Raw genomic sequence first — 13,443 nt, forward strand, 5'->3', positions numbered from 1 at the left:
GAAAGGCCCGGACGGAGGGGGAGGGGGCGGGCGTCAGAACGCCTGCCCGATCCCGAGATAGACCTGCACCTCCTCGAAGGCGTCGTCGCCCGAGGCGGGGGTGCCGACATCGAGCCGGATCGGCCCGATCGCGGTGTCGTAGCGCGCGCCGATCCCGACCCCGGCATGCCAGGGATCGTCCGCCTCGGGGAAGGTCTCGCGGCTGATGATCCCGGCATCGTAGAAGCCCACGGCCGAGATCGCGTCCGTGATCCCCACCCGCGCCTCGGCCTGGACCCCGACGAAGGACCGGCCCCCGGTCTCGAAGGTCACGCCGTCGCGCTCGGTCTCGAGCGAGAGCGAGCGGAAGGGCTGGCCGCGCACGGTGCCGCCGCCGCCCGAGTAGAAGAGGTAGTTCGACGGCACGTCGAGCACGCTGTCCGGCCCGATCACCGAGCCGGCCTGCACCCGCCCCGCCAGCGTGAAGCGGTCGCCCCCGCCGAAGGACAGGTAGGCCCGCGCATCGGCGTAGAGCCGCCCGCCGAACCCCGTCTCGTCCAGCCCGTAGAACGGCGTCGCCTCGAGATTGACGTAGTAGCCTTCGGTCGCGTTCAGCTCGACGTTGCGCCGGTCCAGCACCGCGTCGACGGGGAAGGTCAGCAGGCGGTAGTCCCGCGTCACGCCGTCCTGTTCCTCGCGCGCGATCAGCAGGCCGGGACCGCCCTCGAGCGTGAGATCGTCGTTGACGTAGCGCGTCAGCGTCGCTTCGGCCGAGAAGCTGTCGAAGACGAAGGCCTCGGCATCCTCGCGCGACAGGGCGGTGCGGAAGGTCAGGTCGGTATCCCGGCGGAAGGTCGCGGGGCGGACGAACTCGGCCGACAGGCCGTAATCGATGCCGCCATCGGTTCCGCCGATATCCTCGATCCGCGCGTCGAGGCGCAGCGATTCCGCCCCGCCCAGCAGGTTGCGGTGCAGCCAGTACCCGGTCAGGGCGAGTCCGCTGTCCGTCGCCACCTCGGCGCCGAAGCCGATCCGGCGGGGCAGCGCCTCCTGCACCTGGATCTCCAGCGGCAGGGTCTCGCCCGGGCCGGGCGCGTCGCCCTCGAGGATCGCGGCGGAGGAGAAGGCCGCGATCCGCCGCAGCCGCTGCTCGGCGCCCGCGATCTCGTCCGGGGAATAGATCTCGCCCACCCGGATCCCGGCGATGTCGAGGATGCGCTGGGTCCGCACCGCCTCGTTCCCGTTGACGGTCGGTCGGCCGAAGGTCAGGACCGGCCCGGGCGCCAGCGCGACGCGGGCGTCCAGCTCCTCGGCCGGGTGGCGGGCGACGATCTCCTGCGCCGCGATCGCGGCCAGCGGCCGCCCCGATTCGCGCCAGCCGTCGACCCCCGCATTCGCGGCCTGCCGGATCGTGTCCGCAGCGGCGACCTGTCCGGGGGCGAAGTCCTCGGGCAGCTCGGTCCCGGGCGCCAGCGGCTGCACCTCGGCCGTGCCGAAGGTGAAGACCGGCCCCGCTTCGACATCGATCACGATCCGCCCGATCCGGGCCGGCGCGTCGAGCGGCGCGATGGTCGAGGCCTCGACCCCGTCGATCCGGATCGAGATCGTGGGCCCGTAATGACCCTCGCCGTAGAGCGCGGTGAGGATGCGGCGGTAATCGGCGGTCGCCGCAGCGACGTAGTCCTGCGCGGTGCTGTCCTCCCCCTCGGGATCGAGGCCGAGCGTCAGGGCGGCCGCCCGCACGCTGGTCTCGACATCGGCGTCCCCGCCCGAGAGGTCGAGCGTCACCTCCTGCGCGGCCCCCATCGTCGCGGCCAGGGCGAAGGCCCCCGCCGTCGCGGCGCGGGCGAAGGGGGCGGCCGCCGGACCCGGGCGGAGGGGCGCGGCAGGGGGGCGGGAGGCGGCGCGGCCGGGACGAGTGCCGGGACGGGGGCCGGGGCGCCCGCGCCGGTCGATGGATGTGCTGTCGATGGTCCCGGTCCCCCGCTCGTCCCCGCCCGGTCTCGCGTCCCGGCGCGTGCCGGCCCCGCGGACCGGCTTTCCTGCCGGTTTATCCAAGCGCGGCGCGGGATTGAATGCGACATCGCAGGGGCGGGGCGAATTGTGATCGGCGGCATCGCGCCTATGACGCGCAGGTCAGGCGGGGTCGCGGGCGGCCCCCGGGGTGGGCCTGCCCCGCGGCGGCCCGGGGCCGACGGCTCCCGGCCACGGCGACCGGGCCCGATCGGCGGGGACCGCCCCGCAGCGGGGGCGGGCGTCCTCTCCCGGATCGCCCCCGCCCGAACGCTCCCGTGCGGGTTCCGTCGCCCGTCCCCCGTCCGCACCTGCCGGTCCGGGCCGCCCCCCGCCTAGCGGTCCCCGAACGGGTCCACGGGATAGCCCACCCCGGCGAGGCACAGGCCCTGCGGCGGCGCGACGGGCCCGCAGGCGGCGCGGTCCCGGGCCGCCAGCGCCCGCCCCACCTCCTCCGGCGCCCAGGCCCCGGCGCCCACCCGCTCCAGCGTCCCTGCGAAGCTGCGGACCTGGTTGTGCAGGAAGGAGCGGGCCCGCACCTGCAGCCGGATCTCCGGGCCGGACGGGCCCTCCGCCTCCTCCACCTCCAGCGCATCCAGGGTCCGCACGGGGCTGTCCGCCTGGCAGATGGTCGAACGGAAGGTGGTGAAGTCGTGCCGCCCCAGCAGATGCGCCGCCCCCGCCCGCATCGCCGCGGCGTCCAGCGCGTGCCGCACCTGCCAGACCTGTCCGTCCTCCAGCACCGCCGGGGCCCGGCGCAGCAGGATGCGGAAGGTGTAGCGCCGCTCCACCGCCGAGAAGCGGGCATGCCAGCCATCCGGCACCCGCGCACAGGCGGTGATCGCGACGGGATCGGGCCGCAGGTGGTGGTTCAGCGCCTCGGACAGGCGGAACGGGTCCCAGTCCTTGGCGAGGTCCGCCTGCGCCACCTGGCCCCGCGCATGCACGCCGGCATCGGTGCGGCCGGCGGCGGCGATCGTGTGGGAGCCCGGCTCCAGCCGGGCCAGCGCCGCCTCGATCGCCCCCTGGACCGAGGGCCGGTCGGCCTGCCGCTGCCAGCCCGAGAATGGCGCGCCGTGATATTCGACCTTGAGAGCGTAGCGGGGCATCCCGCCGCTCTAGTGCCGCACCCCCCGCAAGGCCAGCCCCCCGGACGACCCCGCGGGCGCGCCCGTCGATACCTGCCCCCGCTCGCCCCTTCCCCGCCGTGCGCGGTTCTCCTTATCTTGCCCACAAGTACTCCCGGGGTGAGGCCCGTCAGGGCCGAGGGGGCAGCGCCCCCTGCCCGGGTGCCGCGCGCGCCCCGCCCCCGGCCTCGCGACCGCGCCATCGCCTTTCGCCTGCCGCCTTGCCGCCCTATCTTCGGGGACGACGACATCGACGGAGGCCGCCTTGGTCCTCGGAACCCTGACCAGCGGCCTGACCGACGGCCTCGCCCGCACGACGCGCGGGCTGGGCGATGCCGCGCGCGCGCCCTTCGTCGACCGCACGATCCGGCTCGGCGTCACCGGCCTCTCCCGCGCGGGCAAGACCGTGTTCATCACCTCGCTCGTCGCCAACCTGCTCGACCGCGGGCGGATGCCGCAGCTCTCGGCCGCCGCGCAGGGCCGGATCCGCGCCGCCTGGCTGCAGCCGCAGCCCGACGACACGCTGCCCCGCTTCCGCTACGAGGATCATCGCGCCGCGCTCACCGGCACCGAGCCGCGCTGGCCCGAGGGGACGAAGCGCATCAGCCAGCTGCGACTGTCGCTCAAGGTCGAGCCGCGGGGCCTGCTCTCGGGCCTGCAGGGGCCGCAGACGGTGCATCTCGACATCATCGACTATCCCGGCGAATGGCTGCTCGATCTCGGCCTTCTCGACCGGTCCTATGCCGACTGGTCCCGCGACGCGCTCGCCCGTGCCTCCGCCCGCCCCGAGGCCGAGGGCGTGCGCGCCGCGCTCGACGCCGCCGATCCCACCGCCGAGGCGCGCGAGCCCGAGATGGAGGCGCTGGCCGAGGCCTGGCGCGGCTACCTGAGGGCCGCGCAGGCGGCGGGCTACAGCGACCTCACCCCCGGCCGCTTCCTGCTGCCGGGCGAGATGGCGGGATCGCCCGCGCTGACCTTCGCCCCGCTGCCCGAGCCGCGCGATCCGCCCCGGCGCTCGCTCTGGCGCGAGTTCGAGCGGCGCTACGACGCCTATCGGCGGCACGTGGTGAAGCCCTTCTTCCGCGACCATTTCTCCCGGATCGACCGGCAGGTCGTGCTGGTCGACATGCTGGGCGCGGTGCATCGCGGCCCCCGCGCGGTCGAGGATCTGCGCCTCGCCATGGCCGACATCCTGGGCGCCTTCCGCCCCGGCCGGAACGCCTGGCTCTCGGCGATCTTCCGCGGCCGCCGGGTCGAGCGGATACTCTTCGCCGCGACCAAGGCCGACCACCTGCACCATGCCCAGCACCCGCGCCTCACCGCGCTCGCCGAGGCGCTGCTGCGCGACGCGAAGGACCGGGCCGATTTCGCCGGCGCCAGGACCGCCGCGATGTCCATCGCCGCCCTGCGCACGACGGTCGAGGAGACGCGCGAGCACGAGGGCCGGCCCGTCGACCTCGTGCGCGGCCGGCTCGAGGGATCGGGCCGGCAGGCCGCCTTCCATCCGGGCGAGCTGCCCGCCGATCCCGGGCACCTGCTCTCGCCCGCCCGCGGGGGGGCGCAGACCTGGCTGGACGGCGATTACGGCGCGATGACCTTCGCCCCCGCGCGGCTCACCCTGGCCCCGGGGGAGGGGCCGCCGCATATCCGCCTCGACCGCGCGGCCGAGTTCCTGTTCGGGGACGCGCTGTGAGCGGCCCCGCGATCCGCCCCGCCCGGTCCGAGGACGCCCCCGCCATCGCCGCGATCCTCGGCGGCTGGGTGCGGGAGACCGGCTGGATGCCCAGGCTCCACAGCGCGGACGAGGATCTGCACTTCGCGCGCCATCTGGTCCGGACGCAGGACGTTCTCGTCGCGGGTAACCCGCCGCAGGGCTTCCTCGCCCGGAACGGCGAGGACGTGACCGCGCTCTACCTCGCGCCCGGTGCGCGTGGCAGGGGGACCGGCCGCGCGCTCCTCGACGCCGCCAAGGCCGAGAGCCCGCGCCTCGCGCTCTGGACCTTCGCCGCGAATGCGGGCGCGCGCGCCTTCTACGCCCGCGAGGGCTTCACCCAGATCGGCGGCACGCCCGGAGAGAACGACGAGGGCTTGCCCGACATCCGCCTGCAATGGACCGCCCCCGCGGCGAAGGCGGGAGACCCATGACCGAGACCCGCACCGGCCCCGTCCTGATCGACCTCGACGCCGAGGCAGAGGCCGCCCGCCCCGAAACGGCCCCCCCGGTCCCCGACGTCGCGCCCGCGGGCCGCGGAAGCGCGATGGCGCAGGCGGCCCGGCTCGCCGCGCGGCGCCCCTCGCGGCTCGGCACCCTGTTCTGGGGGCTGGCCGGCGCGCTCCTCTCCTTCGTGGTGACGGTGGCGGCCTGGAGCTGGATCGGCGCGCTGATGGCGGCCTATCCCGCGCTCGGCTGGATGGCGGCGGTGCTGACCCTGTCCTTCCTCGTCGTGCTGCTTCTCATGGCGGGGCGCGAGATGGCGGCGCTGCTGCGGCTCGGCCGGATCGACCACCTGCGGGCCGAGGCGGAGGCGGCGGTGGCGCAGGACGATCTGAAGGCGGCGCGCAGGGTCGCGGCGGGGGTCGAGCGGCTCTATGCCGGGCGGCCCGACGCCGCCTGGGGCCTGGCACGGCTGAAGGACCGGAAGGAGGACATTTTCGACGCGGACGGGCTGCTCGGCCTGGTCGAGACCGACCTGCTCGCGCCGCTCGACCTCGCCGCCATGCGCGAGGTCGAGGGCGCGGCGCGGCAGGTCGCCACGGTGACGGCGGTGGTGCCGCTGGCGCTGGCCGACGTGGTCGCCGCGCTGACCGCCAATGTCCGCATGATCCGCCGCGTCGCCGAGATCTATGGCGGGCGGTCGGGCACGATCGGCGGCTGGCGCCTGACCCGGGCGGTGATGACCCATCTCGTCGCCACGGGCGCGGTCGCGGTGGGCGACGACCTGATCCATTCCGTGGCCGGGGGCAGCCTGCTCACCCGCCTCTCCCGCCGCTTCGGCGAAGGCGTGGTGAACGGCGCCCTGACCGCCCGGGTCGGCGTCGCGGCGATGGAGGTCTGCCGCCCGCTGCCCTTCGTCGCGGTCGCCCGTCCCTCGGTCTCGGCGCTGGTCGGGCGGGCGCTGGCCGGTCTCTTCGGCTCGGGCCGGGAGGACGCACCGGACCGGGACTGACCGCCGTCCCGCGCCGCGAAGGCCGCCTGCGTCCAGCGAACCGCACGCCCCCCCCATCGCGCGAAGGACAGTCGGCCCGGCCCGGGCGAGGGCCGCTCGCGAGGCGCGGCGACCGCCTGAGCCCCGCCTCGCCACCCGGATGCTCCGGCCGGTCCCCCGCCGGCGCCCCTCCTTCGCAGGGGCGCAAATACCGCGGGGGTCCGGGGGCAGAGCCCCCGGCCCCGGCGGCCGCAGGCCGGATCCTCGGGGGTCCCGCGCGCCGCAACCCGGCCTTGCGCGACCGGCTCTGGTGGCGCGCGCCCCCCGGGTCCAGATCGGGGGGCGAGGGAGACGACAGACCGGAGACGGACAGATGAGCCTTCAGACTTCCCCGACCATTGACCGGACCACGGCCCGGACCGACGCCCGGATCGACGCCGATCTCGACGCCTTCTTCGCCGGTCTTGGCATGGGCGTGAACGCCTACGAACTGCGCCAGGCCCGGCGCGACCGGCTCGTCGCGCTCGCCGCGCTCAGCGATGCCGAGCTGGCCGCCCGCGGGATCGACCGGGACGGCATTCCCGCCCATGTCTTCTCCGACCTGCTCGCCGCCTGACCCCGCCCCGGCCCCGCGATCCCGGCGCGGCTGCAGGGCCCCGCCCGGCGCGGGGGCAGCGCGCGCTCCGGACTGCGGCAAGGCGCCTCTCTGTGCCGAGCCGGGTTTCAGCGGCCCCCGCGCGGGTCGGCCGCCCGGGCAGGCATTGCGGCCGGCGGGTCCCTGTGCGCGGAGAGCGATCCCAGCGGGGGCAGCAGGTCCCCGGCGACCAGCCGGGAGAGGAGGCGGGGCAGGGGCGGCACGCCGGTCAGCGGCGCCAGCACCCGGTCCCGCAGCACCGGCAGCGCCCGGCTGTCGGACTGGTATTGCGGGGTGAAGAGCGCGCTCATCGCCTGGTAGGCGGCCACGTGCCAGCGCCGGGCGAGGGCATAGGCGCGCGGCGCCGCGTCCAGCGGATGCAGCGCCAAGGCGCGGGTCAGAGCGGCGGCGTCCAGCAGCGCCATGTTCGCCCCCTGGCCGAGCTGCGGCGAGGCGCGGTGCGCGGCGTCCCCGATATGGACGACCCCCGCCCCGCAGGGCCGCCGCAGGCTGCCGTGCGAATAGCGCGCCATCGTCATCTGCCCGGCATCCGTCACCCCGTCGAGGAACGGCGCGATGGCGGGCCAGAGCGCGCGGGCCTCGTCCTTCCACGCCGCGAGGCCCCCGGCCCGCCACTCCGCCTCGCCGTCCCGGGGCAGGGACCAGAAGATCGCGGCGAGGGCCCCGTCCGTTCCCGGCAGCCGTCCGACCGGCAGCACGCCGATCATCCGGTCGGCCCGCCGGTAGCACTGGCTCAGCCGGTCGGGGGGCAGGGCGGTCTGCGGCCAGCGCACCGTGCCCCAGATCGCCCCGTAGGAGAGCGGCCGCGCGACGAGCGGCGAGAGCGGCGAGTTCGCCCCGGCCGCGTCCACCACCAGGTCGAACGGCCCGAACCTGTCCCCGGCGAGCAGGAATCGCGCCCCGCGCCCCGTCGTTTCTGCCCCCGTCACCTCCGCCCCCGTCACCTCCGCGCCCGGCACGATCCGGGCCCCCGCCGCGCGTGCCGCCTCGAGCAGCGCCTCGAAGAGCGCGGCCCGGTGGATGGCCAGTCCGTGGCGCCCGGGCCCGTAGGCGACGTCCAGGACGGTGCGCCCCGTCGTCGCCTCGTGCCCGTGCAGCCGCGCGATCCGCGCCCCGTGATCGAAGGCCGCCCCGGCCCCCGCCGCGCGCAGGACGGCCTGCCCGACCGGCTGGATCACCAGCCCGGACCCGACCGGGGCGGGCCGCGCGAAGCGGTCGAGCACCGTCACCTCGTGCCCGTCCCGCGCCAGCAGCGCCGCCGCCGCCAGCCCGCCAATTCCCGCCCCCGCGATCCCGATTCCGTAGCGCCGCGCCATCGCTCCCCCGTCCGTCCGGGCCGCGCCCGTGGTTGAAGACGCGGGCCCTTTCCCCTAGGTGATGACACTTTCCGCCCCGATCCAATCCCCAACCGACCGAACCGACCATGCCCGACGCCGCCGAGCTCACCCTCCGCCGCTCCCGCCCGCTCGACCTCGAACCGCTGGTGGACCTGCTGACCGACGAGGCCGATCTGGCGCTCGTCAATCCCTCCGCCAAGCATCCCTTCGATCCGATGGAATGGTACGAGATCTGGCTGAACGAACCCGGCGACGCGGCCTATTACCTCGTCGACGACGACGGGCGGGAACAGGGCTTCTTCGCGCTGCGCCCCGGCATCGGACCCGAGCAGCGCCACCTCGCCTATGTCTACGTCGCCCCCGAGGCGCGCGGCGGGGCCGGAGACCGGCTGACCACGCTGGTGGAGAAAGCCGCCCGCGATCTCGACGCGCTGACCGTCACGCTGAAATGCGAGACCGACAATGCCCCCGCGCTGAACGCCTACCGCGCGGCCGGCTACGAGGAGCTGGACGTGAACGGCGGCATGGCGACGATGCGGATCGACCTCGGGGCGTGAGGCCGCGCCGCCGGGCGGGGGCAGGGCCGGGCCGCCCTGCGCCCTTCGGGCCGCCGCCCAGCCGCAGCCTGACCGGGGGTAGCGGATCGCCGGCGCCGCGCAGTGCCGACCGCGTCCGGGCCGCGGGGGCCGCTCCCCCCGGTCCTCCCGCAGCGGGCCAGGAAAGGCCGCTCGCCGCCCCGGGGAGTCCCGGCCCGTCGACGCCGCCCTGCCAGGTCCGGACCGCGCGCCCTTCCAGGGGCCCCCAATACCGCGCGCTCCTCGGGCCCCGCAGAATCTCGGCGATAGCCGGTCCCCCGGGCCCGCTCCGGTCGCTTTACGCGCCGCCCGCCCCGTCCTATACACCGCGCCCATGACATGGCTCATCGACCGCATCGCCCGAATTAGCCTCCCGGCGCGCTGAGCCCTTCGGCGCCGCCGGGCCAATGGTGTCCGAGACCTCGCACCGATTCCTCCGAAGATGCCCCCCATCGCCGAAACGACTTTGCCGACAGGAGTCGAGCCCATGTGCGCCGACACGACCGAACCGACCGACGCCCCCGCCGAGACGATCGACTACAAGGACACGCTGAACCTGCCGCGCACGGAGTTTCCGATGCGCGCCGGCCTGCCGAAGCGCGAGCCCGAATGGCTGGAGCGCTGGCAGCGCCTCGCAGTCTACGATCGCCTGCGGGCGCAGGAGGGGCGCACGCCCTACGTCCTGCATGACGGCCCTCCCTATGCGAACGGCAACCTCCATATCGGCCACGCGCTGAACAAGATCCTCAAGGACATGGTGGTGCGCAGCCACCAGATGATGGGCTTCGACGCGCGCTACGTCCCCGGCTGGGACTGTCACGGCCTGCCGATCGAGTGGAAGATCGAGGAGCAGTACCGGGCCAAGGGCCAGGACAAGGACGATGTCGACACGGTCGCCTTCCGCCAGGAATGCCGCCGCTTCGCCGAAGCCTGGGTCGACGTCCAGAGGGACGAGTTCAAGCGCCTCGGCATCACCGGCGCCTGGGACCGGCCCTACCTCACGATGGACTTCCACGCCGAGCGCGTGATCGCCGAGGAATTCCAGAAGTTCCTGATGAACGGCACGCTCTACCAGGGCTCCAAGCCGGTCATGTGGTCCCCCGTGGAGCAGACCGCCCTGGCCGAGGCCGAGGTGGAGTACCACGAGAAGGAAAGCCCGACGATCTGGGTGAAGTTCGCCGCCGAGGGGGAGGGCGATCTCGCCGGCGCGTATGTCGTCATCTGGACCACGACCCCCTGGACCATCCCGTCGAACAAGGCCGTCGTCTACGGCGCGGACATCGCCTACGGCCTCTACGAGGTCACCGGCACGCCGGACGAATGCTGGGCCGATGTCGGCGACCGCTACCTGCTGGCCGACGACCTCGCCGCCGACGTGATGACCCGCGCCCGGCTGGAGCCGGACCAGTGGCGGCGCGTGCGGGACGTCACGGCGGAGGAGCTTTCCGCCCTGTCCCTGCGCCACCCCCTCGCCGGGGCCGAAGGGAGCGAGGGCGAATGGGACGAGCTGCGCGACTTCCGCGCCGCCGATTTCGTCACCGACACCGAGGGCACCGGCTTCGTCCATTGCGCCCCCTCGCATGGGATGGAGGAATACGACCTCTATCGCGGCCTCGGCATGCTGGAGCAGGTCCTCACCTACAACGTTATGGACGACGGCTCCTTCCGCGCCTCGCTGCCGTTCTTCGGCGGCAAGCGCATCCTGACCGACAAGGGCAAGGAAGGCGACGCCAACAAGGCCGTCATCGACAAGCTGGCGGAGGTCGGCGGCCTGCTCGCGCGCGGGCGGATCAAGCATTCCTACCCCCATTCCTGGCGGTCCAAGGCGCCGGTGATCTACCGCAACACGCCGCAATGGTTCGCCGCCATCGACCGCCCCGTCGGCGACGGGCAGGACGCGAACGGGACGACGATCCGCGAGCGGGCACTCACCTGCATCGACCAGGTGACATGGACTCCCGCCTCGGGGCGCAACCGGCTGCATTCGATGATGGAGGCGCGGCCCGACTGGGTGCTGTCGCGCCAGCGCGCCTGGGGCGTGCCGCTGACCTGTTTCGTGAAGAAGGGGGCCCTTCCGACCGACCCGGACTTCCTGCTGAAGTCGGAAAAGGTCAATGCGCGCGTGCTCGAGGCCTTCGAGGCCGAGGGCGCCGATGCGTGGTATGCGGAAAATGCCAAGGCGCGGTTCCTCGGCAACGACGCCGACCCCGACGCGTACGATCAGGTCTTCGACGTGCTCGACGTGTGGTTCGACAGCGGCTCCACCCATGCCTTCGTCCTGCGCGACCGCGAGGACGGGGCGCCGGACGGGATCGCGGACCTCTATCTCGAGGGGACCGACCAGCATCGCGGCTGGTTCCACTCCTCCATGCTGCAATCGGTCGGCACGACCGGCCGGGCGCCCTACAGGGGCGTGCTGACCCACGGCTTCACGCTCGACGAGAAGGGCATGAAGATGTCCAAGTCGCTCGGCAACATCATCGCCCCGCAGAAGGTGGTGGACCAGTACGGCGCCGACATCCTGCGGCTCTGGGTGGCGCAGACCGACTACACCGCCGACCAGCGCATCGGGCCCGAGATCCTCAAGGGCACGGCCGACGCCTACCGGCGGCTGCGCAACACGATGCGCTTCCTGCTCGGCTCGCTCGCGGACGTCACCGAGGCCGACCGCACCGACCCCGCCGACATGCCCGAGCTGGAGCGCTGGGTGCTGCACCGCCTTGCCGAGCTCGACGCCTTCGTGCGCGAGCGCTACGCTGCCCACGACTTCCAGGCGGCGTTCCAGGCGGTCTTCACCTTCGCCACGGTGGACCTGTCGGCCTTCTATTTCGACGTGCGCAAGGATGCGCTCTACTGCGACGGCGACACGCCCCGCCGGCGCGCCGCGCGCACCGTGCTCGACCTGCTGTTCCACCGGCTGACGACCTGGCTCGCCCCGGTCCTCGTCTTCACGATGGAGGAGGTCTGGCTCGAGCGCTATCCGGGCGAGGACAGCTCGGTCCACCTGACGGACTTCCCGGACACCCCGGCGGAGTGGCGCGACGCGGCGCTGGCGGCCAAGTGGTCGACGATCCGCCGCACCCGCCGCGCCGTCACCGGCGCGCTCGAGATCGCCCGCCGGGACAAGGTGATCGGTGCCAGCCTCGAGGCCGCGCCGATCGTCCACGTGCCGGAGGACGTGGCGGCCGTGCTGCGGGACGTCTCCTTCGACGACCTGTGCATCACGAGCGGGATCGAGGTCACGACCGATCCCGCCCCGCCCGAGGCGCACCGCATCGAGGGCGCCTCCGATATCGGCGTCGTCTTCGCCCGCGCCGAGGGGCAGAAATGCCAGCGCTGCTGGAAGATCCTGCCCGATGTCGGCACCCATCCGCATCCGGGCGTCTGCGCCCGCTGCGAGGCCGCCCTGCAGGATCGCGGGGCGTGAGGAAAGCCCGCCTCCGGCCCGGCCCCGCCGTCGGGCCGGAGGCGGCCCCCCGGCAAGCGGGGCCGCCGGGCGGGCCGGGACGGTGACGGATGCCGATATCGCCGCCGCCCTGATGGCGCTGGCCCGCGCCCGGGCCCCCGGGACCTTCTGCCCGTCCGAGGCCGCCCGCGCCCTGTCGGAGGATTGGCGCCCGCTGATGGGCGTCGTGCGCCGCGTCGCCGCCACGCTGCCGCTCCTCGCGACGCAGGGCGGCGTCCCGGTCGACCCGGCCGGCGCGCGGGGCCCGATCCGCCTCGCGCTTGACGAGGGGAGGGCGGAGGGCGGACACTCCGGGACATGAGCTACAAGCCCGCCGGTTCCACCGACCTCGCGCCCTACCTTGTCGTCCCCGACCCCGAGGCGGTGCTGGCCTTTGCCGAACAGGTCCTGGGCGGCGAACGGCTTCGCGCCTTCCGGGGCGAGGACGGGTCGGTCCTGCAGGCCGAGATCCGTCTCGGCGACACGGTCCTGATGGTCGGCGGCGGGGACGGGCCGCCCGCCATGCTGCATCTCTACATGCCGGACCAGGACGCGGCCTTCGAGCGGGCGGTGGCGGCGGGCTGCGACGTGCTTCAACCCATGATGGAAAAGGGCGACGGAGACCGCCGCGGCGGCGTCCGCAGCCCGGACGGGACGCAATGGTATCTCGCCCGGCAGGTCTGAAGGCGGCCCTCGACACCCCGACCGGCCCGTTCTGGATCGAGGCCCGGGCCGGCGCGATCGTCGCCGCCGGCTGGGGGCCGGTCCTGCGCCCCGCGCGGGGCGTCGACCTGCTGCAGCGGGCCTGCGTCCAGGTCACCGCCTACTGGGCCGGGCTGCTGCAGGACTTCGACCTGCCGCTCGATCCGGGCGGGACGGGCCTCGCCGCCCGTGTCTGGGCCGAGATGCGCGCCATCCCCTACGGCCGCACCCGCAGCTACGGCGAGATCGGCGCCGCGCTCGGCGTGCCGCCGCAGGCGGTCGGCCAGGCCTGCGGCGCCAACCCGCTGCCGCTGCTGATCCCCTGCCACCGCGTCACCGGCACCGGCCGGCTCGGCGGTTTCTCCGGCGCGCTCGGCCCCGAGACGAAGGCCGCGCTGCTGCGCCACGAGGGCGCGCTGCTGATCTGAGGGGGCGGCCCTGCTCTTATCTTGCCGGAAACACTC

General features: G+C 74.4%; 12 protein-coding genes. 9 read left to right on the plus strand and 3 right to left on the minus strand.

The features are described 5' to 3' along the window. Nucleotides 1–33 precede the first annotated feature (33 nt). On the minus strand, nt 34–1,785 hold the full coding sequence (locus tag BUE30_RS05375) for an autotransporter assembly complex protein TamA (protein WP_073326827.1): 1,752 nt from the start codon (nt 1,783–1,785) through the stop codon (nt 34–36). 542 nt (nt 1,786–2,327) lie between these two features. Further along, complete coding sequence (truA, locus tag BUE30_RS05380) at nt 2,328–3,101, minus strand: tRNA pseudouridine(38-40) synthase TruA (protein ID WP_073326828.1); 774 nt, start codon at nt 3,099–3,101, stop codon at nt 2,328–2,330. A 283-nt stretch (nt 3,102–3,384) separates the two neighbouring features. Between truA and BUE30_RS05385 the strand changes: the two genes are divergently transcribed. From BUE30_RS05385 to BUE30_RS05400, 4 genes are all read left to right on the plus strand, one after another. Then, entirely contained in the window at nt 3,385–4,812 is a 1,428-nt protein-coding gene (locus tag BUE30_RS05385) for a YcjX family GTP-binding protein (protein ID WP_073326829.1), read from the plus strand. Beyond that, nucleotides 4,809–5,264 (plus strand): GNAT family N-acetyltransferase, encoded by a 456-nt coding sequence (locus BUE30_RS05390; protein WP_073326830.1) that lies wholly within the window; start codon nt 4,809–4,811, stop codon nt 5,262–5,264. Before BUE30_RS05385 ends, BUE30_RS05390 begins: the two co-directional genes overlap by 4 nt. After that, nucleotides 5,261–6,286, plus strand: a complete 1,026-nt coding sequence (locus BUE30_RS05395; RefSeq protein ID WP_073326831.1) for a YcjF family protein — start codon at nt 5,261–5,263, stop codon at nt 6,284–6,286. The genes BUE30_RS05390 and BUE30_RS05395 overlap by 4 nt, the downstream gene beginning before the upstream one ends. A gap of 352 nt (nt 6,287–6,638) precedes the next feature. Continuing rightward, on the plus strand, nt 6,639–6,881 hold the full coding sequence (locus BUE30_RS05400; protein ID WP_244526278.1) for a hypothetical protein: 243 nt from the start codon (nt 6,639–6,641) through the stop codon (nt 6,879–6,881). Between the two features lie 107 nt (nt 6,882–6,988). On the opposite strand, the gene BUE30_RS05405 is transcribed toward BUE30_RS05400, so the two are convergent. Then, nucleotides 6,989–8,236 carry an FAD-dependent oxidoreductase gene (locus BUE30_RS05405; protein WP_073326832.1) on the minus strand — a complete coding sequence of 416 codons (1,248 nt, stop codon included), beginning with the start codon at nt 8,234–8,236 and terminating at the stop codon, nt 6,989–6,991. Between the two features lie 107 nt (nt 8,237–8,343). Here BUE30_RS05405 and BUE30_RS05410 point away from each other — a divergent pair, with 107 nt between their 5' ends. The 5 genes from BUE30_RS05410 to BUE30_RS05430 all read left to right on the plus strand — a co-directional run bounded on the left by BUE30_RS05410 (nt 8,344) and on the right by BUE30_RS05430 (nt 13,407). Beyond that, complete coding sequence (locus tag BUE30_RS05410) at nt 8,344–8,814, plus strand: GNAT family N-acetyltransferase (protein WP_073326833.1); 471 nt, start codon at nt 8,344–8,346, stop codon at nt 8,812–8,814. 505 nt (nt 8,815–9,319) lie between these two features. Continuing rightward, nucleotides 9,320–12,259, plus strand: coding sequence for an isoleucine--tRNA ligase (ileS, locus tag BUE30_RS05415; RefSeq protein ID WP_073326834.1), 2,940 nt, complete (start codon nt 9,320–9,322; stop codon nt 12,257–12,259). A gap of 82 nt (nt 12,260–12,341) precedes the next feature. Then, nucleotides 12,342–12,599, plus strand: a complete 258-nt coding sequence (locus BUE30_RS18000; RefSeq protein ID WP_073326835.1) for a DUF3253 domain-containing protein — start codon at nt 12,342–12,344, stop codon at nt 12,597–12,599. Further along, entirely contained in the window at nt 12,596–12,961 is a 366-nt protein-coding gene (locus tag BUE30_RS05425; RefSeq protein WP_073326836.1) for a VOC family protein, read from the plus strand. The genes BUE30_RS18000 and BUE30_RS05425 overlap by 4 nt, the downstream gene beginning before the upstream one ends. Beyond that, nucleotides 12,937–13,407, plus strand: coding sequence for a methylated-DNA--[protein]-cysteine S-methyltransferase (locus BUE30_RS05430; protein ID WP_073326837.1), 471 nt, complete (start codon nt 12,937–12,939; stop codon nt 13,405–13,407). Before BUE30_RS05425 ends, BUE30_RS05430 begins: the two co-directional genes overlap by 25 nt. The last annotated feature ends 36 nt before the right edge of the window (nt 13,408–13,443 follow it).

This window comes from Wenxinia saemankumensis (genome assembly GCF_900141735.1).
Classification (GTDB): domain Bacteria; phylum Pseudomonadota; class Alphaproteobacteria; order Rhodobacterales; family Rhodobacteraceae; genus Wenxinia; species Wenxinia saemankumensis.

What these genes read in the sequence shown, in the direction of transcription:
- BUE30_RS05375 (WP_073326827.1), bottom strand. Translation starts at nt 1,785, where the DNA reads ATGGGGGCCGCGCAGGAGGTGACGCTCGACCTCTCGGGCGGGGACGCC.
- truA (WP_073326828.1), bottom strand. Translation starts at nt 3,101, where the DNA reads ATGCCCCGCTACGCTCTCAAGGTCGAATATCACGGCGCGCCATTCTCG.
- BUE30_RS05395 (WP_073326831.1), top strand. Translation starts at nt 5,261, where the DNA reads ATGACCGAGACCCGCACCGGCCCCGTCCTGATCGACCTCGACGCCGAG.
- BUE30_RS05400 (WP_244526278.1), top strand. Translation starts at nt 6,639, where the DNA reads ATGAGCCTTCAGACTTCCCCGACCATTGACCGGACCACGGCCCGGACC.
- BUE30_RS05405 (WP_073326832.1), bottom strand. Translation starts at nt 8,236, where the DNA reads ATGGCGCGGCGCTACGGAATCGGGATCGCGGGGGCGGGAATTGGCGGG.
- BUE30_RS05410 (WP_073326833.1), top strand. Translation starts at nt 8,344, where the DNA reads ATGCCCGACGCCGCCGAGCTCACCCTCCGCCGCTCCCGCCCGCTCGAC.
- ileS (WP_073326834.1), top strand. Translation starts at nt 9,320, where the DNA reads ATGTGCGCCGACACGACCGAACCGACCGACGCCCCCGCCGAGACGATC.
- BUE30_RS05425 (WP_073326836.1), top strand. Translation starts at nt 12,596, where the DNA reads ATGAGCTACAAGCCCGCCGGTTCCACCGACCTCGCGCCCTACCTTGTC.
- BUE30_RS05430 (WP_073326837.1), top strand. Translation starts at nt 12,937, where the DNA reads ATGGTATCTCGCCCGGCAGGTCTGAAGGCGGCCCTCGACACCCCGACC.